We start from the raw sequence: 21,063 nt of genomic DNA, 5'->3' as shown, positions 1-21,063 counted from the left end.
GCGCCCCGCTCCCCGACACAAAGCAGCAGCCATCAGACGGCCACGCCCAGCGAGAACCAAGGACCCGGCACAGGCCGACCCTGCCCAGTGCCACTCGGCCCCAGCCGCGCCGGGGTGGTCCTAGATGGCCATGTCGACGAAGCGCGACAGGTGCAGCTGCGCCGCGACCGTGATCGTGTCGGTCGGACCGTTTCGGTGCTTGGCCACAATGAAGTCGGCCTCGCCCGCTCGCGGGGACTCCTTGTCGTAGTAGTCGTCACGGTGCAACAGGATGACCACGTCGGCGTCCTGCTCGATCGAGTTGTGCACAGCGATGCCGTTTGCCACGAAGTTGTGATTGCCGACGACCGTCGCGTCATAGACCTCGTGCTCGCCGATGCTCTCGATCGACACGATCTTGTCCCAGAAGACATCGTTGGTCGCGTGCAGATCCAGCTCAGCGCTGTCGAGCACCGCAGCGATCCTGGCCAACCGATTCCGGCTCGGCGCGGTTTTCCACATTGCGCTGCCGTTGAACTGCGTCCCGACGGCCATCGCGAACTGCCGGTGCGAAACGTGGTTGTCGGCCAGAATCTGGCGAACCGAGTCCCAGATCTCCTTCGGAACGGTGTCGACGTTGGTGTTGCCCGTCAGCGCCTCAAGCCTGCTCAGCAGCAACGCGCTCGGACGCGCGCGGTCGCCGTGCACACCGATCTCTCGAAGGAACCGGACCTGGTCGTCCTTGCCCGAGATGTCCAGGGTGTACTGCGTCCGGTAGGCACCTGGAGTGACGGATCTGATCCTGCATGTGATGCCGAACCGAAGCAGCATGCGCGAAATGCCATGCAGCATCGCTTCACTCGTCGAAGCGAAGTAGATCCGGCCACCGCTGCCGCCGTCCAGGCGGACCGGCACAGAGCCGTCGGTCGCCCACAGATGCCGGAGGAACAGTTTGACCTGCTCTTTCGGGAGGCTGAACAAGGCTTCCGGGAGGAACTTCTCATGCGAGCGAAGACCGAACAACCCCAAGCCGTCGAGCCACTCGGCGATGGGATTGCGGCGGCCTCGCGCAAGCCGGAACGGGGCGGGCAGACGAAGGGTGGTCACGCACGCTGCGGCGTAGTCGTCGCGGACCGCCGTCACACCGAAGTGAGTCGCGGCATCGGCGACCGCCGCCAAGTTCGCCTCGTCGAGGCTCGCATATCGAATCGGCTGGCGCCTGACGAATGATCCGTCACCGAGCAGGTGCGCCAGCAGCACGACCTCGGCTTCGGGCCATGGCGTGAGCTGCGATGGCGGCGGCACGTGCCGCGGCACCGCAAGGCGATCACCAGCACGGAGATCCTTGAGTGCGGTCCAGCCCGCGAACGCCAGGAACGGATGATTGCCCGTTGCCTCGATCGTCTTCCCCGATGCGAGGCGCATCCGGAACACCTCTTTGCGACCGCTTGAGAAGGCATGCGTCATCGTCTGGGCCGTGAGCTGGAGCTTCTCATTCAGCGCCCACACAGGGATGTCGCGAGCGCCGGATTCCAGCAGGGCGCCGATGGTGATCTCTGCGTTGGTGTCTGCCCGCATGACACGGGTGTTCGCCGTCAGACAGCCGGATTCACGCAGGTCGGAGAGCTGCGGTCGCTTGTCGGTGCGCTGCTCAGGTCCACGGTTCAGCTGGCTGACCGCGACCACCGGGCACTCGACCTCCTTCGCCAGCAGCTTCAGGCCACGTGACAGGTCCGCGACCTCCTGCTGCCGGCTCTCGGTCCGCTTCGGGCTCGTCATCAGCTGCAGATAGTCGACGATGATCAGCTTCAGGTCGTGTCGCTGCTTGAGCCGCCGGGCCTTGGCGCGGATCTCCATCAGGTTCATGTTGGGCGTGTCGTCGACGAACAGCGGCGCCTCGCTGATCTCGCCCATCCGCCGGGCCAGCTTGGTCCAGTCGTCGTCCGACAGCTGGCCCGACCGCAGCACGTGCAGCGGCACCCGCGCCTCGGCCGAGAGCAGTCGCATGACGATCTCGACCTTGGACATTTCCAGGCTGAAGATCGCACTCGCCATGTTGTGCTTCACCGACGCCGCCCGGCTGAAGTCCATCGCAGCGGTCGAGTTGTGGGTCGGGATCATCGAACGACCGGCCAGGTAGAGGTGGTCGTAGTGGTCGACCTGGACGCACCGGACCGGAACGCTCGCGACGGGCCGGACGTCGACGATGTGCCTGGTCGACGTGCCGTGGGACCGCCGGCGCTCCTGGTGCGCGGCCCGCTTCGGCTCGAGCCGGAACACGTCGTCGATCGCGGTGAAGCTCAAGGTGTGCGCGACGGAGCCGGCCGAGGTCGTCACCGTGCACCGGTAGCCGAGGCTGACCACCAGCTCGCGGACATCGGCGGCGAGCCGTGCCGAGGTCGACGTGAACTGTGCGTCGCCGGCGGGCGTCACGGCGCCGGCGGCGTCCAGCAGACCGGCGAGCAGCGCCCGTCGCTGCCGCTCGGAGCCGCGCAGATAGGCCGGCGGGATGTGCTTGTCGTCGAGAACGCCGAGCACCCCCAGGTCGTGCGCCATCGGATCCACGGTGGTGTCGTGACCTGCCGCCCCGAGCCATGCGCCGAGCGCGTAGGGCGGCACCAGCAGGTCCTGCTCGGGAAGCTGCAGCGGCCGGCAGTTTTCGACGGCATGGTTGGGGCGGCCGTCGATCGGGTGCCGGAGGGTGTCAGCGATGTCCTGGGTGGTGACCACCCCGTCGTGCCTGGTCCTGTCGACCCGCTGGCCCAGCGTCGCCACCAACGCGTGGGTGGAGTGGGCACGCCACGCCCGATGGTGTCCGCCGGCGACGTGTGGCACGTGCCGGAAGCGGGCCCCGACCAGATCAACCGCATCGCCGTGCGCCTCTGCCATCACACTCGCCAGGACCGGCGCCATCTGGGCACCGGCCTTCAGCGAGCGTCGCGCGGTCCTCGTCGTGGTCGTCCAGAGGTGCTCTGCATCGGCGACGATCACGCTGCCGTCGGAGAACTCCACCTCGAAGCACGGCCGGTCGTGCAGGACGTCGAACGCGTTGACGATCGTGGTGGGCCGGCCGTCGGCACCCAGCAGCTGATCGCCGGCCTTGACCTGCCCCATCGTCGTCCAGCCGCCGGGTGTCGGCAGCGGGGTGTCGAGCGCGAGCGCCTTTCCGAGACCGGGTCGGCCGGCGACGATGACCAGCTGGCCGGGGTGCAGGCCGTTGAGCAGGCGGTCGAGGTCGCTGAAGCCGGTGGGGACGCCGGTCATGACGCCGCCCTGGGCGCCGACGGCTTCGATCTCGTCGAGGGTGGGCTGGAGCATCTCGGCGAGGACGGCGAAGTCCTCGCTGACGCGCTTCTCGGTGACGTCGTAGATGGCCTGCTGGGCGAGGTCGACCACGTCGTCGACGTCGCGGCCGCCCGGGCCGGCGGAGCCGTAGCCGAGCTGGACGATGCGGGTGCCGGCCTCGATGACGCGGCGCAGGACGGCGCGCTCGGCGACGATGCGGGCGTAGTAGGAGGCGTTGGCGGCGGTGGGGACGGCCGCCATGAGCGTGTGCAGATATGCCGCGCCGCCGACCTTGGCGATCTCGCCCGCGTCGGTCAGGGCCGCCGCGACGGTGACGGCGTCTGCGGGCTCGCCGCGACCGTAGAGGTCGAGGATCGCGTCATAGACGACGGTGTGGCTGGGCTTGTAGAAGTCGTGGGACTTGAGGATCTCGACGACGTCGGCGACCGCGTCCTTGGACAGCAGCATGCCGCCCAGGACGCTCTGCTCCGCCGCGACGTCCTGCGGAGGGGTGCGCTCGAAGGTCTCGGCGCCGCCGGACGGGCGCTCGGATCCCTGGTCATTGTCCTTCGAGGGCTTCCGGCGCGGCTCGGCCGGGGTCGCGTCGTCCCAAGAATCGTTCTGTCTGTCTTCGGTGATCGACACTCGCCCCTCCAACGTCACACCCCCACGGGACCAGTAGACCTCGCGGGTATGACAAAAACTCGCGGCGCGCTCCGGAAAAAGGTCGAGCGCCCCGCGCAACCGTATGGAGCGACCGGCGTCCGGCAAAACCGGCCGGTGGACAACCCTTGGGACAACCTGTGGACCACTGTCCACAATCGGGGGATCAGCTGTGCACAGGCCTGTGGAAAACTTCGCCGCCGGGATCCGCAAAGCACCACTGAGCTGGGACTTCTTCGTCCACAGCCTGTGTGGGAAAGATAGTCGCCCGATCGAGTGATGTGAAGTCCGGATGTTTTCCGTCTGGACGGACGATGGCGGGCGTCCCGCCGAGGAGTGACGCTGCGCCCGTGACTTACCCGGAGTGGGACAGATCACGTGCGCGACCCGCCCGGTGGCAGGACGAGGAAGAGGACGAGCCCACCGACTACGCGGGCGCGTTCATCGCCACTGCCTGCTGGTACGTGGTTCCGCTCATCGGCTACGTGATCTATTCGGCGACGCTGTCGTCGGAGCCCCGCGCCGGTTGTGTCAACGCGTTCGGAGTGCAGTGCCCGGCGCCGCGGTCGGAGGCGTTCAGCAATCTCATGGACGGCGTGCCGCAGATCGCGGTCGCGTTGGCGCTGGGCATCTCGGTGGCGATGTTCCTGGGGTGGGCGACGACCGGCTGGCGCGCTTGGACGATCGGGTTCGCGTCTGCGGTACTAGGTGCCGGCCTGGCAACGGTGATCTTCGCGGTGCTCGCGACGCAGCTCTGACCCCGGCCCAAGACGATGCGGGCCGACCTGCGACGCAGGCCTGACCGGATCGGTTCCCGTCGAAGGGTCACAGCATCCTTGCGAGATGATCACCGATACTCACGCTTGGGTCTCTGTCCGGTTACGCTCGGAGCCGATCACGGGCGGGTCGTCGTCTGACTGGCCAAACACCTTTCAGGGAGGCTTCCATGGTCAGTCGGTTCCGTGTCACCGCCGTCGCCGTGATCGCGGCGTTGACCCTTGCGGCATGTGGCGCAGCGAGCGAGGACAGCCCGAGCAGCTATGAGCGGGCGCCGACGATGAACCCCGAAGGCGGACGCCCCGGTCCGCCCGCGACCGGCGAGGCCGCGGACGAGGCGGCGGGCGCCGGCGAGCAGGATGCGTCGAGCCAGCCGGTGTCGACGTTCGCGGTCGATGTCGACACCGCGTCGTACGGCTACGCGAAGCGGCAGCTCATGGCGGGACAGCGGCCGGCGGCGAGCTCGATCCGCCCCGAGGAGTTCGTGAACTCGTTCCAGCAGGGGTACCGGCAGCCGTCCGGCGACGGTTTCGCGGTGTCCGCGGACGGCGCCCGGCTGCCGAAGACGCACCAGAACAGCGGCGACACGGCCCGGTTGCTGCGGGTGGGGTTGCAGACGAGGGACGAGCCCGACGGGCAGCGGCTCGACTCGTCGTTGACGTTCGTCGTCGACGTGTCCGGTTCGATGGCCGAGCCCGGCAAGCTCGACCTGGTCAAGAGCGGGCTGCACACGTTGGTCGACCAGTTGCGCACCACGGACTCGGTGGCCTTGATCGCCTACTCCGACGAGGCGGAGGTGCTGCGGCAGATGACGCCGGTCCGGGACCGCTCGGCGCTGCACGGGGCGATCGACCGCTTGCGCGTGGCCGGGAGCACGAACCTGCAGGCTGGGCTGCGGCTGGGGTACGAGACGGCGCGCAAGAGCTTCCGGTCGGGTGCCACGAACCGTGTCATTCTGCTCTCCGACGGCCTTCCGAACGTCGGCTCGACGAACGCCACGTCCCTGGTCCGCGAGGTGCAGGAGGCGGCGGCGAAGCAGATCACGATGATGGGTGTCGGGGTCGGCAGCGACTACGGCGACAAGTTCATGGAGGAGCTCGCCGACAAGGGCGACGGCTACGTCGTGTACGTCAGCGACTCCGCCGAGGCGAACAAGGTCTTCGTGGAGCAGCTGCCGGCGACGCTCGCGGTCCGGGCGCTGGACGCGAAGGCCCAGGTGGAGTTCGATCCCGCGGCGGTCGTGTCGTACCGGCTGATCGGCTACGAGAACCGCACGCTGTCGGCGTCGGCGTTCCGCAACGACCGGGTCGACGGCGGGGAGGTCGGCCCCGGTCATGCGGTGACGGCGCTGTACGCGCTGCACCTGCGCTCCGGCGCCGAGGGTCACCTGGCGGATGTACGGGTGCGCTGGCAGGACCCGCGCACGCGTGAGCCGAGCGAGCAGAACCTGTCGGTGACGGTGGCGTCGCTCGATCGGGAGTTCACGTCGGCGACGCCGCCCGTGCAGGTCTGCTACACGGCTGCCTACTTCGCCGAGGTGCTGCGGGCCGGCCAGCACGCGGGCGAGGTGCGGCTCGAAGATCTGCTGCGGCTCGCGCAACGCCAGGCGGAGGGGGACAAGCAGGTCGCGGAGCTCGCCGATGCGATTCAGGCGGCGATGAAGCTCTACCGATAGGGGGACAGCGAAAGGGGCCCGTCCGACGGACGGGCCCCTTTCGTGTGCAGCGTCTTACTTGGCGGCCGTGACCTTCAGCGTGAAGCTGGCGGCGACCTCGGGGTGCAGCTTGATCTGCACCTTGTAGTCACCGACGGACTTCACGTGGCCCGGCAGCTCGAGGCGGCGCTTGTCCAGGGCCGGACCGCCGGCCTTCTGGACAGCCTCGGCGACCTCGGCCGGGGTGACCGAGCCGTAGAGCCGGCCGCCTTCGCCGGCACGGACGGCCAGCTTGACGGTCAGGTTCTCCAGCTGGGCCTTGACCTCGTTGGCGTGGCCCAGGTCGCGGATCTCACGGGCCCCACGGGCCCGCTTGATCGTCACGATCTGCTTCTCGCCGCCCTTGGTCCAGCGGATCGCGAAGCCCTGCGGGAGCAGGTAGTTACGGCCGTAGCCGTCCTTGACCTCAACCACGTCGCCGGGGGTCCCGAGACCGGTGACCTCCTGCTTCAGGATGATCTTCATGTCAGCCTCCCCTTATCGCGCGGTCGCGGTGTAGGGGAGCAGCGCCATCTCGCGCGCGTTCTTGACGGCGCGCGCGATCTGCCGCTGCTGCTGGGCGGTCACGCCCGTCACCCGCCGAGCGCGGATCTTGCCGCGGTCGGAGATGAACTTCCGCAGCAGCGCGGTGTCCTTGTAGTCGATGTAGGCGATGCCCTCCTTGTCGAGAGGGTTCACCTTCTTCTTCGGTTTGCGCAGGGCCGCAGCCTTCGCCATTGCTCTTGCTCCTGATGCCATTAGAACGGGGGCTCGTCGTCGAAGGATGAATTCGACCTGCCGCCACCACTGGAGGCGTTCGCCGGCGCGGCGCTGGCCCACGGGTCATCGCTGAACCCGCCGCCACCGCCACTGTTGCCGCCGCCACCACCAGAGCCGAAGCCGCCACTGCCACCGGAGCGCTGCATCTTCTGCACCTTGGCAGTCGCGTTGCGCAGCGAGGGGCCGATCTCGTCGACCTCCAGCTCGATGACGGTGCGCTTCTCGCCCTCGCGAGTCTCGTAGCTGCGCTGCTTCAGGCGACCGGAGACGATCACGCGGGTCCCACGCTGCAGCGACTCGGCGACGTTTTCCGCCGCCTGGCGCCACACCGTGCAGGAAAGGAACAGCGACTCGCCGTCCTTCCACTCATTGGTGTTCTTGTCCAGGAACCGGGGGGTGGAAGCCACCCGGAACTTGGCCACGGCCGCCCCCGAGGGAGTGAAGCGCAACTCGGGGTCATCGGTCAGGTTGCCGATGACCGTGATCGTGGTGTCTCCTGCTGCCATATCGAGTCAACTCCTCGCGCACTGGTGTATGGCCCACCATGACACAGGGGTATGACAATTCCCCGGTTGCCAGGTGGCCGGCGAAGCAGGTCGATCTCGCCCGGAATCCGCTTAGCGGACCTCGGGCCGGATGACCTTGGTGCGCAGCACGGACTCGTTGAGCCGCAGCTGACGGTCCAGCTCTGCCACCGACTCCGGCGATGCCTGGAGGTCGATGACGGCGTAGATGCCCTCGGTCTTCTTGTTGATCTCGTACGAGAGGCGCCGGCGGCCCCACACGTCGAGCTTCTCCACTGAGCCACCCGACGTCCGGATCACGTTCAGATACGTGTCGAGCGACGGTGCGACGGTGCGCTCCTCGAGACTTCCATCGAGGATCACCATGATTTCGTAATGACGCAAGACGTTCTCACCTCCTACGGGCTAAGCGGCCGCGGTCCATCCGCGGCAGGAGGTCGTGCGTCGTCTGCCCTCCGACGGACGGCAGACCGAACTAGGTTACACGGTGCGCGGGCACAAAAAGACCGCGGGGCGCGTCATCCGCTTCTCTGGGTGGGACCTGGGGAGGAACGACCACACCGGTGCGTTGGATGACGGCGCCCCGCGGAGCTACCTAATTGTACCTTAAGCGTAGCTAGCGCGTGATGACCGCTGCGCAATAATAGCCCGAATTGCGGCGATTCCCACGCCCACCACGCAGACGGTTGCGACCAAGGCCAGCAGCCCCGTGGGGGCGTTCGTGGCCGGGCCGCTCGCCGCGACGGGCTCTTCCACATATACCCGCTCGTCCGACGACGCACTCGGGTTCGCGTTGGCTGCCGCGCTGGGCGACGCGGTCGCGTCCGGGCCGAGCAGCGACGGGTCGACCGGCTCGGTGCCGGTCCCGTCCGCCTCGCCGGTACTGGCCGACGAATTCGTCGACGGCTTGCGGGTCGAGCGGCTGCTCGGCGACGCGATCGCGTTGTTGGCGGCGGCCGCGGCGGCACCCGCGGGCCCCTGCGAGCTGGCCGGCTTACCGGCCTGACCGGCGGCGGGCGCGGCCGGCGGCGCGGTGACCCCGACGGAGACCGGCTTGAACTGCTCGACCACGCCGACGCCGCAGGAGAACGTCATCGCGACGTCGACCGGGCCCTTCTTGAACACGACCGGCACCGCCTGGTTGGGCTGCACCGTGGAGACGGCCTTACCGTCGACCTTGAGCGTCGCGCCCTGGCCGAGCCGGTTGACGAAGTTGACCCGCGACTCGGCCGGCACCGAGACGCTGCCGGCGCTGGGCTCCGACTTGCACACCAGCAGGCTCAACACGCTCCCGCCGCTGAACTCGACGGTCGGGGTGGAGGGTGCGGCGTGCACGGGGCTGGCGCCCACGGTCAGGGCCGCGGCGACAAGCGCGGCGGCGGCTGCCGCCACGCGGAATGCCGGTCGGTGTCCAGACAAGGTAGCCATCCAAGGTTGAGGATTGATCAGATGCGGTTCCATCGAGGCCGCGCGATCACGGCGACCCAGTTGCGTAACGACGCGGCCGACTGGACGGTGACGGAACCCTGGCATTCCGGACCCTTCGGTCGGGTTCCCGCCCAGGCCCGGCCCTGGGTCGCGCAAAGTGTCGGTGCCACGTCGTAGGCTCTGCGGCATGCGAATCGGTGCTCACGTCGACCCCGCTCAGCCACTGGCCGAGGCAGCGGCACGCGGCGCTGACCTGGTCCAGTTCTTTCTGACCGACCCGCAGGCCTGGGCCGATCCCAAAGACCGTCCCGACGCCGAGGCGCTCATCGCCTCCGACGTCGACATCTACATCCACGCGCCCTACCGGATCAATGTCGCGTCGTCCAACAACAGAATCCGCATCCCCAGCCGCAAGCTGCTCTTCAGGCATGCGGCGGGCGCGGCGAAGGTCGGCGCCAAGGGCCTGATCGTGCATGGCGGGCACGTCGAGACGGCCGACGGCCTCGACGCCGGCTTCGACAACTGGCGCAAGACGTTCAAGTTCGCCTCCGACGAGGGCGGCTTCGCGACGCCGGTCCTGATCGAAAACACCGCCGGCGGCGACAACGCGTGCGCCCGGCGCTTCGACGCGCTGGCCCGGTTGTGGGACGCGGTCGGCGAATATGAGGTCGGCTTCTGCCTGGACACCTGCCACGCCCACGCGGGCGGCGAGGACCTGCTCGACATCGTGGAGCGGGTCAAGGCCATCACCGGCCGGATCGACCTGATCCACGCCAACAACTCCCGCGACGGCTTCGACTCGGGCCGCGACCGCCATGACAACCTCACGGCCGGCGAGATCGACCCCGAGCTGATCGTCGCGGTGATCCGGGCCGCCGGCGCGCCCGCGCTGGTCGAGACGCCAGGCGGCGCCGACGGGCAGACCGCCGACATCACCTACCTGCGGGAGCGGCTGGCGTGAGCAATGTGTCCGAGACCGAGAAGGATCCGGAAGCGGAGCCTGAGGAGCCGCCCGCTCCGACCTCGGGAGAGTCTGCGTCCGACAACGGCAAGCCAGTCGCCGCCTCGGATCCGGCCTCTTCCGGCGGTGCTGCGGACGCCACGCCCACCAGCCCGAGTCGCGCCACGGACGCACCCGCGACAGCCGGTGCCACGAGCCCTGCGGCCGAGGACAAGAGCGCCAAGGACGAGAGCGCCGAGGACAAGAGCGCCGACGGCAGCGATGCCCAGCCCAGCGCCGCCAAGAACGACGCCGAGAACGACGGCGCGAAAGACAACACCGCGAAGGCCGACGACGACGCCAGCGACGCGAAGGCGGACGACGCGGCTGCCGGCAACGCCAAGGTCAGCGGCAAGACCAACGACGGCAAAGCGCGCCACGCCAAGAAGAGCACCAAGAAGAGCGCCAAGAACGGCGACGACAAGAACAAGGCCGACGACGCCAAGGCGGCGGACGGTGAGAAGCGGGTCAGCCTGGTCAAGGCCGACCCGTTCGGGTCGTTCGCGCCGGTTCCCGAGGAGGTGCCCGGCCGGTCCCGGAGGGTGGCGACGCGCGTCGGCAACGCTGTCGGGAAGTTTCTCGGGCACGAGTGGACGATGGCCGCCATCGGCTCGGTGCTGCTCGCCGCGTTCATGACCTGGCCGACGCTGCGCAATCCCGGGACGACGATTCCGCAGGACACGGCGGACCCGACGCTGCAGGCATGGCAGATGTCGTGGGGCGGGCACATCCTCACGACCGACCCGGCACAGTTGTGGAACGCGAACGCGTTCTTCCCCTCGAAGTACAGCTACGCGTTCTCCGACACGCTGCTCGGTTATGCGCCCGCCGGCATGATCGGCAGCGGGCCGGTGGCGGCGCTCGTGCGGTACAACGTCATGTACGTGCTGATCTTCGCGCTCGCGTTCTTCGGGGCGTATGTGCTGGCCCGGCAGCTGGGGGCGAAGCCGACGGGGGCGGTCGTGGCGGGCGCCGCGTTCGCTTACGCGCCGTGGCGGCTCGGGCAGGCCGGTCACCTGCACGTGCTGTCGATCGGCGGGATCGCGCTCGCGCTGGCGATGCTCGCCCGCGGGCACGGGTTCTCGTTGCGGGACGGCTATCAGCCGGACAAGCGGCGGTGGGGCTGGGTCCTCGCCGGGTGGCTCGTCGCGGCCTGGCAGATCAGTCTGGGCTTCGGCATCGGCATCCCGTTCGTGTATGCGCTGCTGCTGATCGTGGTGGCGACCGCCGTGTCGTGGGGTTACCGGCACGTGCGGAAGTGGGCGGTCACGCGGCCCTTCGGCTGGAAGCTGTTCTTCGCCAACCTCGGCGGCGGGGCGGTCTTCGCGGCGGTCGGCGCGCTGATGGCATACCCGTATCTGCAGGTGCTGAAGGACCACCCGTATGCGCGGCGCAGCGAGGAGCTCGTCGGGCTGTTCTCGCCACCGTTGAAGGGGTTCTTCATCGCCCCGCCGGAGTCGTGGCTGTGGGACGAGGCGTATGCGGGGGCCCGGGCCACGTTGACGTGGGCTCCGGAGATGGCGCTGCTGCCGGGCTTCTTCCTCTACGGGCTGGCCTTCGCCGGCCTGTTCGTCTCGACCTGGCGGCTCAAGCACCGGCTCTGGATGCTGGTCGGCGTCCTCGGCTCGGTCGCGCTGGCGATGGGCACGCACGGGCCCGGCAAGGGCGAGTTCGGCTACCTGGCGCTGTATCGTGCGCTGCCCGGCTTCGACGGCATCCGCACGTCGGGCCGGCTGGTGGTGTGGACGACCCTGTTCCTGGGGCTGCTCGCGGCGGGGGCGGTGAGCGCGTTCGCGGAGCGGGCGGTGGAGCTGTTCGCCGACCGGACGCAGTCGGATCCGGGCGACCGGGCCGGGTTCCTGCCGCGCCTGGCCACGCTGATCCCGGTGATGCTGGTGCTGTTCGAGGGCGCGCACAAGACGCCGCACCCGGTCGTGCCGACCACACCGATAGCGATGAGCTCGGTGCAAGGCCCCTTGATGGTGTTGCCGAGCCATGAGCTGTTCGACATGAACGTCATGCTGTGGAGCACCGACGGGTTCCCGAAGATCGTCAACGGGGGCAGCGGCTTCACGCCGATGGACCAGCAGGAGCTGCGGCTGACGATGCAGCAGTTCCCCGACGCGCAGACAGTGGCGCTGCTGCGGGAGCGGCACATCCGCACCGTCGTCGTGGTGCGCAGCCAGGCCCTCGGCAGCGCGTATGAGCGGGCGATCGACGCGCCGATCGACGGTCTCGGCCTTACCCGCACCGAGCAGGGCGACGTCGTGCTCTACAAGGTCGAGGACAGCTGACAAGCCCAAAAAGGGGACAGCTGACAAGCCCAAAAGAAGAGGGCCGGCGGGGGAGAACCCCGCCGGCCCTTTTTCATGAAGCCGCTTTGACCAGTGGTGGCGGTTCGATGAGTGGCCGTTCGACGTCGTCGCGGTTGAAGACGCCGCCGTCGGGGTCCTCGCCTTCGTACGTTTCGCGGACGACGTCCATCTCCGGGTGCCGGATGTCGCGGATCACGTAGCCGACCAGCACCGCGAGCGTGACCAGCCGCAGGATCGAGGCGAGCACGAACACGCCCTCCGGGAACACCTGCCGGCCCGAGGCGCCCATGAGCTCGCCGTAGAACGACACGAAGTAGAGGACCTCGGCTACCTGCCAGGCTAGGAACGCGCCCCAGCGGGGTCGGGCGAGGACCGCGAGGGGGATCAGCCACAGCACGTACTGCTGCGACCACACCTTGCCGGTGAGCAGGAACGCCGCCACGATCAGGAACGCGAGCTGCGCGAGACGCGGCGGGGTCGGTGCGGTGAGGCCGATGACGAGGATGACGACGCAGCTGAGCAGGAACAGGCCGAGGTACAGCGCGTTCAGCGTGGAGTGCTCAGGGTCGGTGTCGAGGTTCTGGAAGAAGGGGAACCCATACTGGCCGGAGCCGCGTGGGAAGTGTGCCCCGATGTACCAGAGCGTGCCCCAGTCGATGCCCCGCTGGGAGTTGAAGTCCCAGAACTTGGCCCAGGACTCCCAGTAGAGGACGGCGACGGGCACGTTGATCGCGAGCCACGTGCCCGCGCCCACGCCGAAGGTGGCGAGGGCCTCCTTCCACTTGCCGGTGCGCAGGCACAGGACCAGCAGGGCGCCGAGGATCAGGACCGGATAGAACTTCGCGGCCGTCGCCAGGCCGAGGAAGAGACCGGCGAGCAGTGGTCTTCGGCGGGCCCAGAACACGATCGCGATCGAGGCGAGACCGACGCAGAAGAGGTCCCAGTTGACCGTCGCGGAGACGAAGAGCGCGGGCGCCGCGGCGAACATCGCGGCGTCCCAGGGCCTTCGCCGGCGTACGGCGATCGTGGCGGCGACCGCGGCGATGCCGAACGCGCTGAGCACGACGGCGTTGAGGTCGTAGAAGGTCTGACCGGGGTTGTCGATCCGGTCGCCCTGGCCGAGGGAATACACGGGCAGGCCCAGCACGCCCATGAACGCGCCGGTCAGGACCGGATACTCGACCTGGTGGTCGGCGTAGGGGACCTTGCCCTCGTTGAGTCCCTCGGCGTAATAGAGGGCCAGCACGTCGGTGTAGCAGAAGTACTTGTACTGCTTCATGTCCGCCCACGCGCCGTCGCGACAGGGGGACTTCTGCATCCACGAGAAACTGAGCATGGCGCAGATCAGCAGCAGGACCACCCGCGCGGGGGTCCAGAAACGGCTCGACGTCCGCACAGCGTGACTGCCCAGCGGCCCACCGATCGACTCGGAGAGGCCACCGACGAAGCGGTCGGAGTTGGCGGGCTCGTCACTCAGGCGGTGCTCGGGTCGCACAGTCGGCGGCATCGCATCACCGTACCGTCGCGACCTCCGAGACGGGTGCACCACCCGACGTGGTTTGCTCGTCGAGGCGCCGGATCGGCAGTGCGAACAGCAGCGCGATGCCGAGCAGCACGTACCAGTTCTCGATGAAGAAGCCGAGGACGCCCTTGCCCCACGGGTCGACGGGCAGGCCCTGGTCGTACAGCGACACCATCCCGATACCGACGGTGATCGCGATCAATACGGCCAGCCACCGCCGCCCGGCGTCGACGAGGACGACGATGGCGGGCACGAACCAGTAGATGTGGTGGATCCAGGTGATCGGGCTGGCCAGGCACCCGACGAGACCGGCGATGGTGAGCCCGACGAGGTCGTCGCCGGCGAGCGCGGCCCGGCGGGCCCGCCACAGTCCGACGCCGACGACCGCGATGACCAGCAGCACCCACAGCCAGCCGGGCAGGTCATAACGGGCGAGGAGGCCGCGCAATGACTGGTTGGGGATGTAGGCCTTGTTGCCGATCCCGTCGCCCTTCCACAGCGTGTCGCTCCAGAAGTCCCACGAGGCGCGGGGCGCGACCGCGGCGGCGACCATCGTGGCCACAGCGGCGCTCACGATCGCCGTGATGCCCGCCCTGTACCGCCGGCTGACCAGCAGATACACGATGAAGATCGCCGGGGTCAGCTTGATGGCCGCGGCGAGCCCGATCAGCACGCCCGCCCACCGGCTCTCCCGCGGCAGCAGGATCAGCAGGTCGGCGAGGATGAGCACGATCAGCAGGACGTTGATCTGCCCGAAGCTGAACGTTTCACGGATCGGCTCGAGGGTGCTGAACACGACGGTCGACAACACGAGCATGAATGGCAGCGACCAGCCGTGCCGGCGCGCCACCGGGGCGACCAGCCAGTAGCTGGTGACGAGCAGACCCGCGATGGCGATGACCGCGTAGACGGTCACGGCGGCGTTCTTGGTCAGCAGCGCGAACGGGACCAGCACCATCGCGCCGAACGGCGGATAGGTGAAGCCGAGCGCGCCCTGCGTGTCGTCGGGCTTGGTGAACGTGTAGAGGTCGTGCCCGTCGAGCCACCAGTCGATGGCCATCCGGTAGATCGTGAGGTCGTAGAAGTGGTGCCGGATGCCATACCACCAGTGGGCGTAGCCGACCAGCGCCACGAACAGCGCGAGCAGCCCCCACCGAACGGCCTTCAGCCTGCCCGCTTCCAACGCAAACCCCCAACGACAGCGGCCACGGTCCCGGCGAACATACCGCCGTTACCGTGGCCGCACATCTTCGGCCTGCCGAGATCAGCGCCTTCGGGTCGGCACGATGGTCGGGATGATGCCGCCGCCGTTGCCGCCGGGGCCCGGGCTCTGGCTGCCGGGGCCGCCGTTGCCGTTTCCATTGCCGTTGCCGGGGCCGCCGCTCGGGATGTTCGGGTCGACCGGGAGGCTCGGCTGCGGCGAGACGCCGGTGCCGACCTCCAGGTTGCCGACGTTCTTCGGACCCGGAAAGTTGATCTTCGGCTGCTTCATGATGGCCTCGGCCTTGTCCATGAAGTCCTGCCAGATCGGGCCGGGCAGGTTACCGCCGATGATGCCCTTGCCGTTGCCGTCGACGATCTTCTGTTCCTCGGCCTTGTTGCCGACCCAGACCGCGGCGGCCAGGCCCGGCGACTTCTTGCCCGGGTCGTAGGCGGTGTAGCCGACGAACCACGCGTGCGCGTTGGACGTGGTCTGGCCGAGCTGCCAGGTGCCGGTCTTGCCGGCGATCTGGCGGCCGTCCTTGAGCTTCAGCCCGTAGTGCTTCGGCACGCCCTGCAGGACGGTGTTGAGGTCGTCGGCCATCTGGTCGGTGAAGCCCGGGATGCGCTTCGGGTTGATCACCTCGCCGTAGGTCTTCTTGCCGCCCTCCCACACCTCCTTGAGGAAGTGCGTCTTGGCCGCGACGCCGCGGGCGGCGAAGGTGGCGATGCCGCCGGCGTGCTCCAGGACCGTCACCGGATACTGGCCGAAGGCGACCTCGGTGTTGAAGTACTTCGGGAAGACGTCGGAGCCCTTGTTCTTGACCAGGTCGATCTTTGTGGACTTGCCCTCGACGTTGGCCCACATGTCGGTGATGCCGGCCGCGCGAGCGGTGTCGATCACCTTCGCCGGGCCGACCTTCTCGGCGAGGGCGAAGAACGGCACGTTGAGCGACATGACGGTGACCTCTTCCAAGGTGCACCACTTGCCGTCGCCGGACTTGCACTTCGGCGAGGAGACATTGCCCTCACCGGCGTTCTTGACCGGGTTCTTCGCGGTTCGGCCACTGGCGGGGAACTGCTGCGGGGAGTCGCCGTTCCAGTAGGAGTCGATCGTGTAGCCGGCCATGAGACCGGTCGCGAGCGTGTAGACCTTCATCGTCGAGCCCGGCGGGTGGCCGCCGCAGCAACTGTCGGAGCCGTCGCTGAGCACGGGGTCGTTGTAGTAGCCGGCGAAGTCGCCGCCGTTGCCGCTGTCGCCGCCGTAGTAGGCCTTGACCGCGCCGGTGCCCGGCTCGACCGCGACGAGCGCGGCCTGCAGGTTCTGCGGATATTTGTTGATCCGCGACTCCGGGTTGCGGCTGGCCTCCTGGACCGCAGCCTGCTGGATCTTCTGGTCGATGGTGGTAACGATCTTCAGACCACCGTTGGCGATCTTGTCGAAGTTCTTGCTGCCGTCGGGGTCGACGCCCTCATACAGCAGCGCGCCGGTCTTCGGGTCGGTCAGCGATGCGACCTCGTCGAGCACGTGGTGCACGATCAGGCCCTCGGGCTTGTCCATGCTGCCCTGCGTCTTGATCGCGTTGGCCCGGGCCTCGGCCGGCGTGATGACCTTCGCCGGATACGCCATCTTCGTGTCCGCCTCTTCGGGCTTCACGAACTTCAGGCTCAGCATCTGGCCCTTGATGTAGTTGAACCGGTCGGTCGCCTGCCCCTTGTCGATGTTGGGGTCGAAGGGGCTGCCCTTGCCGGTGCCCTCGGGGTTCTTGATGATGCCCGCGAGGACCATGCCCTCGGCCATGGTGAGTTCCTTCGCGGGCTTGTTGAAGTACGCGATGGAAGCAGCCTGGATGCCGTAGGCCCCACGCCCGAAGTAGACGATGTTGAGATACATCTCCAGGATCTTGTTCTTGTCGAACTCCTGGTTGAGCTTCAATGCGATGACGGCCTCGCGCAGCTTCCGCGCGTAGGTGACGCCCTCGAGGTCGGCCCAGTGACGTGCATACTGCTGGCTGATCGTCGAGGCACCCTGCCGGTCGCCGCCGGTGACGTTGTTCCACGCGGCGCGGACGACGCCTTTGTAGTCGACGCCGTCGTTGGTGTAGAAGCTGTTGTCCTCGGCCGCGACGACGGCGTGCCGGACGTCCTCGGGGATGTCGTCGATCGTGATGACAGTGCGGTTCTTGTCGCCGATGCGGCCCATCGGGGTCACGCCGTCGGCGTAGAAGATCGTCGTCGACTGCTCCATGGCCAGGTCCTCGGGGAGCGCGACCCGGTCGAAGTAATACGTGCCGCTGACCATGCCAATGCCGGCGATCATGATGAACGCGGCGATCGAGGCGATGATGATGTTGCGCCGGCGCCGACGCTTGGCCTTGGCGCTGGACTTGCCACGGCCGGAGCCACTGCCGGCGGGGCCGTCGGGGCCACCCGGGCCGCCAGGACCCCCAGGGCCGCCGGGCCCGCCCGGGCCGTCGCCGAATCCGTCGGCGCCCATCGACACGGAGGCGCGGCCGACCGTCGCCCTCCCGACCGTGGCCCGGCCGGCGGAGGACCCGGGCACCGACGCGGAGCCGGACACGGATGCCGAGCCGGAGACGGACGCGGACCCTGAGACGGACGCGGAGCCGACCGACGCCGAACCCACGGACGCGGACCCCGAAACGGGTCGCACGGGCACGGAGGCCCGCCCGGTCCGCGGCTCGTCAGTGGGGCCGCCTACGCTCGCCCGACCCACCGTCGCCCGGCCGGCAGCGCCTGCGCTGGGGGCCGGCGGCGGCAGGGGAGGCGGCGGTGGCAGCGGGGGACCACTGAAGGGGTCGTCACCGTCTGGTCCCGGAAAGGATCCAGGAACCTGCGCCCGGCCCGAGGGGGAGTTGGTCGGGTCACCGTAGTTCATTCGTCCCACCTTGCCGGTTGCGTCGTTGTCGCATGCTCCGTCGCCACCATGTCTGTGAGCTGAGGCACTCGTCGGTCAGGGTCAAGTCTGCGGTCTCGGCGGTCAAACGGCCGTGAGGCCGCCACTCGTCACCGCCCGTCAGGGCATCGATGCAAATCGGCCCGCTATGGTGCGGGCCAGGTTCACTCCGCCGCCCCTCCTCGGACCCGCGTCGACGACCGACCAGCGGCTCCATCGTCCGGTCCGGCCGCAAGGCCGTCCCGTCCCAGCAGATATTGCTCCACGAGGTGATTCCAGCCGCAGTCGCGGCAGACCTCCACCACGTAGACGTGAAACTCACTCAGCGTCATGGCCAGAAGCGACAGCTCAGTCAGGCGGCGGGCTTGACCGGACGACTGCCGCAGCTCATCCCCATAGATGTAATGCACATGGGTGAGGTTCTCCCGGCGGCACACCGGGCACAGCTCGTCCGTCGGCTCACCATGGAATTTCGCTGCGCTCTTCAGGTATGGCGACGCGTCGCACACCTCATAGGTGCCGACGCGCCCGGAATGCACCTCGCGCAGCAGGGCGCGTCTCCGCAAGGAGAAGTCGACCACCTGCCGCTGGGTACGCATGCGCCGAGGGTACGCGGTCACGCGCCGCTCGGCGACATCGGTCACGATCGGTAACCGTCGGATAGACGATCAGCGGTGTGGTCCAGCCCACTTGGTCATGCGCGTTGCGTCCGTTCGGTCATGCGCCTACCGTTGCGATGTATCGGACCGATACATCGGCCGGGTAAACGGAGGGAGGCTGGGAATGCTCGAACTGGCGATCCTCGGTCTTCTCCACGAGTCCCCGATGCACGGTTACGAGTTGCGCAAGCAGCTCACCACCAAGCTGGGCGCGTTCCGGGCCGCGATCAGCTATGGCTCGCTGTATCCCACACTGCGCCGTCTTCAGACGGACGGCTGGATCTCCGAGGGTGCGCCGGCGGCGGGCATGCCGGCCTCACCCGATGAGGTCCCACTGCTGACCGGCAAGCGCGGTCGCGTGGTCTACACGATCACCGCCGAGGGCAAGGAGCGCTTCCAGGAGCTGCTCACCGCCGCCGGCCCCGAGACCTATGACAGCGAGGCGGGCTTCGGAGTCCACTTCGCGTTCTTCGCGCGCACCGACCCGGCGACCAGGCTGCGGATCCTCGAGGGCCGCCGCCGCCGCGTCGAGGAGCGCCGCGAGGGCATGCGCGACGTGCTGAGCAGGGCCGCGGAGCGGCTCGACGCCTACACCCTGGAGCTGCAACGCCACGGCCTGGACGCGTGCGAGCGCGAGGTCCGCTGGCTTGAAGAGCTCATTGCGAACGAACGCAATGGCACCACCCCTCAGCCGCCTTCGGCAGATCCGGAGCGGTCATCGTGAACAACAAGAAGGAGGCTCCGCGATGGGCTCCGTCCGCGTTGCCATCGTCGGTGTAGGCAACTGCGCCTCGTCCCTGGTCCAGGGCGTGGAGTATTACCGCACCGCCGACCCGAATGACCGGGTACCGGGTCTCATGCACGTCAAGTTCGGCGACTACCACGTCGGCGATGTGCAGTTCGTCGCCGCGTTCGACGTCGACGCGAAGAAGGTCGGCCAGGACCTGGCGGCCGCCATCAGCGCCAGCGAGAACAACACCATCCAGTTCGCCGACGTGCCGCCCACCGGCGTGACCGTCCAGCGCGGCCCGACCCTGGACGGTCTGGGCCAGTACTACCGCGAGATGGTCGACGAGTCCGACGAGCAGCCGGTCGACGTGACGGCCGCGCTGCGCGACGCGCAGGTCGACGTGCTCGTCTGCTACCTGCCGGTCGGCTCGGAGCAGGCCGCGAAGTTCTACGCCCAGGCCGCGATCGACGCGGGCTGCGCCTTCGTCAACGCGCTGCCGGTGTTCATCGCCTCCAACCCGGAGTGGGCGCAGAAGTTCACCGACGCCGGGCTGCCGATCGTCGGTGACGACATCAAGAGCCAGGTCGGCGCCACGATCGTGCACCGTGCCCTGGCGAAGCTGTTCGAGGACCGCGGCGTCGAGCTGCTGCGCACGTACCAGCTGAACTTCGGCGGCAACATGGACTTCATGAACATGCTGGAGCGCACCCGCCTGGTCTCGAAGAAGATCTCGAAGACCCAGTCGGTGACCTCGCAGATCCCGCACGAGATGGCGAAGTCCGACGTGCACATCGGTCCGTCGGACCACGTGCCGTGGCTGGACGACCGCAAGTGGGCCTACATCCGCCTGGAGGGCAAGTCCTTCGGCGACACCCCGCTCAACGCGGAGCTCAAGCTCGAGGTCTGGGACTCCCCCAACTCGGCCGGTGTCATCATCGACGCGCTGCGCGCCGCGAAGATCGCCAAGGACCGCGGCATCGGCGGCCCGATCCTGTCCGCGTCGAGCTACTTCATGAAGTCCCCGCCGGTGCAGTACAACGACCACGACGCGCACGCGTCGGTCGAGCAGTTCATCGCGGGCGAGATCGAGCGCTGACCTCGCTCCTGTTCCTTATTATCTAGGGCCCCTTCCGACGGGAGGGGCCCTAGATGTGTTCAGAGCAGGCCGAACTCGCGCTCGATGCGCACCTTGGCCTCCAGCTCCAGCAGCACCTTCTTGCGCCAGATGCCACCGCCGAAGCCGACCATCTTGCCGTCGGCGCCGACCACCCGGTGGCACGGCACGATGATCGGCAGCGGGTTGCGGTTGCAGGCGACCCCCACCGCCCTGGCGCCATCCGGCTCGCCGACCGCGGCGGCGATCTGCCCGTACGTGCGCATCTCCGCGTATGGGATCGCCCACAGCGCCCGCCAGACCGCCCGCTCGAACTCGGAGCCCCCGCGCACCGACAGCGGCACCGTGAACGGCCCCGACGCTCCGGCGAAATAGCCGGTCAGCTGCTCGACGGCGCGCTCCAGGACCGGATCCCCCGAGGTCAGCGGACCGGCGGCGCCGCCGAAACGGACCGCGCACACTCCGGTGTCGTCCACC

17 protein-coding genes are annotated in these 21,063 nt (G+C 68.4%); 6 read left to right on the top strand and 11 right to left on the bottom strand.

Going from position 1 to position 21,063, the window contains the following annotated elements:
- Nucleotides 1-120: 120 nt before the first annotated feature.
- Nucleotides 121-3,909 (bottom strand): replicative DNA helicase, encoded by a 3,789-nt coding sequence (locus tag ACZ6TV_RS00585; protein ID WP_465293805.1) that lies wholly within the window; start codon nucleotides 3,907-3,909, stop codon nucleotides 121-123.
- Between the two features lie 368 nt (nucleotides 3,910-4,277).
- Between ACZ6TV_RS00585 and ACZ6TV_RS00580 the strand changes: the two genes are divergently transcribed.
- Entirely contained in the window at nucleotides 4,278-4,685 is a 408-nt protein-coding gene (locus ACZ6TV_RS00580) for a hypothetical protein (protein WP_465293803.1), read from the top strand.
- 188 nt (nucleotides 4,686-4,873) lie between these two features.
- The gene (locus ACZ6TV_RS00575) at nucleotides 4,874-6,379 is read left to right on the top strand and encodes a vWA domain-containing protein (protein WP_465293801.1); all 1,506 of its coding nucleotides are present in this window, start codon (nucleotides 4,874-4,876) and stop codon (nucleotides 6,377-6,379) included.
- A 54-nt stretch (nucleotides 6,380-6,433) separates the two neighbouring features.
- Here the strand turns inward: ACZ6TV_RS00575 and rplI are convergent, their stop codons facing one another.
- The 5 genes from rplI to ACZ6TV_RS00550 form a co-directional block, all read right to left on the bottom strand.
- Nucleotides 6,434-6,883 (bottom strand): 50S ribosomal protein L9, encoded by a 450-nt coding sequence (gene rplI, locus ACZ6TV_RS00570; RefSeq protein ID WP_465293799.1) that lies wholly within the window; start codon nucleotides 6,881-6,883, stop codon nucleotides 6,434-6,436.
- A 12-nt stretch (nucleotides 6,884-6,895) separates the two neighbouring features.
- Nucleotides 6,896-7,135 (bottom strand): 30S ribosomal protein S18, encoded by a 240-nt coding sequence (gene rpsR, locus ACZ6TV_RS00565; RefSeq protein ID WP_033359945.1) that lies wholly within the window; start codon nucleotides 7,133-7,135, stop codon nucleotides 6,896-6,898.
- A 20-nt stretch (nucleotides 7,136-7,155) separates the two neighbouring features.
- Nucleotides 7,156-7,683: a single-stranded DNA-binding protein gene (locus ACZ6TV_RS00560; RefSeq protein ID WP_465293796.1), complete on the bottom strand. Its 528-nt coding sequence runs from the start codon at nucleotides 7,681-7,683 to the stop codon at nucleotides 7,156-7,158.
- 111 nt (nucleotides 7,684-7,794) lie between these two features.
- Complete coding sequence (gene rpsF / locus ACZ6TV_RS00555) at nucleotides 7,795-8,085, bottom strand: 30S ribosomal protein S6 (RefSeq protein WP_033359943.1); 291 nt, start codon at nucleotides 8,083-8,085, stop codon at nucleotides 7,795-7,797.
- Between the two features lie 222 nt (nucleotides 8,086-8,307).
- Complete coding sequence (locus tag ACZ6TV_RS00550; RefSeq protein ID WP_465293793.1) at nucleotides 8,308-9,093, bottom strand: hypothetical protein; 786 nt, start codon at nucleotides 9,091-9,093, stop codon at nucleotides 8,308-8,310.
- A 223-nt stretch (nucleotides 9,094-9,316) separates the two neighbouring features.
- On the opposite strand from ACZ6TV_RS00550, the gene ACZ6TV_RS00545 reads away from it, so the two are divergent.
- Both ACZ6TV_RS00545 and ACZ6TV_RS00540 read left to right on the top strand, forming a co-directional pair.
- Nucleotides 9,317-10,090 (top strand): deoxyribonuclease IV, encoded by a 774-nt coding sequence (locus tag ACZ6TV_RS00545; RefSeq protein ID WP_465293791.1) that lies wholly within the window; start codon nucleotides 9,317-9,319, stop codon nucleotides 10,088-10,090.
- On the top strand, nucleotides 10,087-12,423 hold the full coding sequence (locus tag ACZ6TV_RS00540) for a hypothetical protein (protein WP_465293789.1): 2,337 nt from the start codon (nucleotides 10,087-10,089) through the stop codon (nucleotides 12,421-12,423). Before ACZ6TV_RS00545 ends, ACZ6TV_RS00540 begins: the two co-directional genes overlap by 4 nt.
- Nucleotides 12,424-12,496: 73 nt before the next feature.
- Here ACZ6TV_RS00540 and ACZ6TV_RS00535 read toward each other — a convergent pair whose 3' ends face one another.
- The 4 genes from ACZ6TV_RS00535 to ACZ6TV_RS00520 all read right to left on the bottom strand — a co-directional run bounded on the left by ACZ6TV_RS00535 (nucleotide 12,497) and on the right by ACZ6TV_RS00520 (nucleotide 18,682).
- Entirely contained in the window at nucleotides 12,497-13,951 is a 1,455-nt protein-coding gene (locus ACZ6TV_RS00535) for a glycosyltransferase family 87 protein (protein ID WP_465293787.1), read from the bottom strand.
- Nucleotides 13,952-13,955: 4 nt separating this feature from the next.
- A complete protein-coding gene (locus tag ACZ6TV_RS00530) occupies nucleotides 13,956-15,149 on the bottom strand; it encodes a glycosyltransferase 87 family protein (protein WP_465293785.1) in 1,194 nt (397 codons plus the stop codon).
- An 81-nt stretch (nucleotides 15,150-15,230) separates the two neighbouring features.
- Nucleotides 15,231-17,813, bottom strand: a complete 2,583-nt coding sequence (locus ACZ6TV_RS00525) for a transglycosylase domain-containing protein (RefSeq protein ID WP_465293783.1) — start codon at nucleotides 17,811-17,813, stop codon at nucleotides 15,231-15,233.
- Between the two features lie 434 nt (nucleotides 17,814-18,247).
- Nucleotides 18,248-18,682, bottom strand: coding sequence for a DUF5318 domain-containing protein (locus ACZ6TV_RS00520; RefSeq protein WP_465294868.1), 435 nt, complete (start codon nucleotides 18,680-18,682; stop codon nucleotides 18,248-18,250).
- Between the two features lie 184 nt (nucleotides 18,683-18,866).
- Here ACZ6TV_RS00520 and ACZ6TV_RS00515 point away from each other — a divergent pair, with 184 nt between their 5' ends.
- Complete coding sequence (locus ACZ6TV_RS00515; protein WP_465293781.1) at nucleotides 18,867-19,466, top strand: PadR family transcriptional regulator; 600 nt, start codon at nucleotides 18,867-18,869, stop codon at nucleotides 19,464-19,466.
- Between the two features lie 22 nt (nucleotides 19,467-19,488).
- Nucleotides 19,489-20,568, top strand: a complete 1,080-nt coding sequence (locus tag ACZ6TV_RS00510) for an inositol-3-phosphate synthase (protein WP_465293779.1) — start codon at nucleotides 19,489-19,491, stop codon at nucleotides 20,566-20,568.
- Nucleotides 20,569-20,627: 59 nt separating this feature from the next.
- Here ACZ6TV_RS00510 and ACZ6TV_RS00505 read toward each other — a convergent pair whose 3' ends face one another.
- Entirely contained in the window at nucleotides 20,628-21,062 is a 435-nt protein-coding gene (locus ACZ6TV_RS00505; RefSeq protein WP_465293777.1) for a methylated-DNA--[protein]-cysteine S-methyltransferase, read from the bottom strand.
- Between the last annotated feature and the right edge of the window lies 1 nt (nucleotide 21,063).

It is taken from the genome of Dactylosporangium sp. NPDC051087, assembly GCF_055586325.1.
The sequence above is the reverse complement of the archived record's forward strand: the minus strand, read 5'-3'. Positions and strand labels throughout refer to the sequence as shown.

Coding starts and splice junctions, on each gene's coding strand:
- ACZ6TV_RS00575 (WP_465293801.1), top strand. CDS start 4,874: ATGGTCAGTCGGTTCCGTGTCACCGCCGTCGCCGTGATCGCGGCGTTG.
- ACZ6TV_RS00515 (WP_465293781.1), top strand. CDS start 18,867: ATGCTCGAACTGGCGATCCTCGGTCTTCTCCACGAGTCCCCGATGCAC.
- ACZ6TV_RS00535 (WP_465293787.1), bottom strand. CDS start 13,951: ATGCCGCCGACTGTGCGACCCGAGCACCGCCTGAGTGACGAGCCCGCC.
- ACZ6TV_RS00520 (WP_465294868.1), bottom strand. CDS start 18,682: ATGCGTACCCAGCGGCAGGTGGTCGACTTCTCCTTGCGGAGACGCGCC.
- ACZ6TV_RS00510 (WP_465293779.1), top strand. CDS start 19,489: ATGGGCTCCGTCCGCGTTGCCATCGTCGGTGTAGGCAACTGCGCCTCG.
- ACZ6TV_RS00545 (WP_465293791.1), top strand. CDS start 9,317: ATGCGAATCGGTGCTCACGTCGACCCCGCTCAGCCACTGGCCGAGGCA.
- ACZ6TV_RS00560 (WP_465293796.1), bottom strand. CDS start 7,683: ATGGCAGCAGGAGACACCACGATCACGGTCATCGGCAACCTGACCGAT.
- rplI (WP_465293799.1), bottom strand. CDS start 6,883: ATGAAGATCATCCTGAAGCAGGAGGTCACCGGTCTCGGGACCCCCGGC.
- rpsR (WP_033359945.1), bottom strand. CDS start 7,135: ATGGCGAAGGCTGCGGCCCTGCGCAAACCGAAGAAGAAGGTGAACCCT.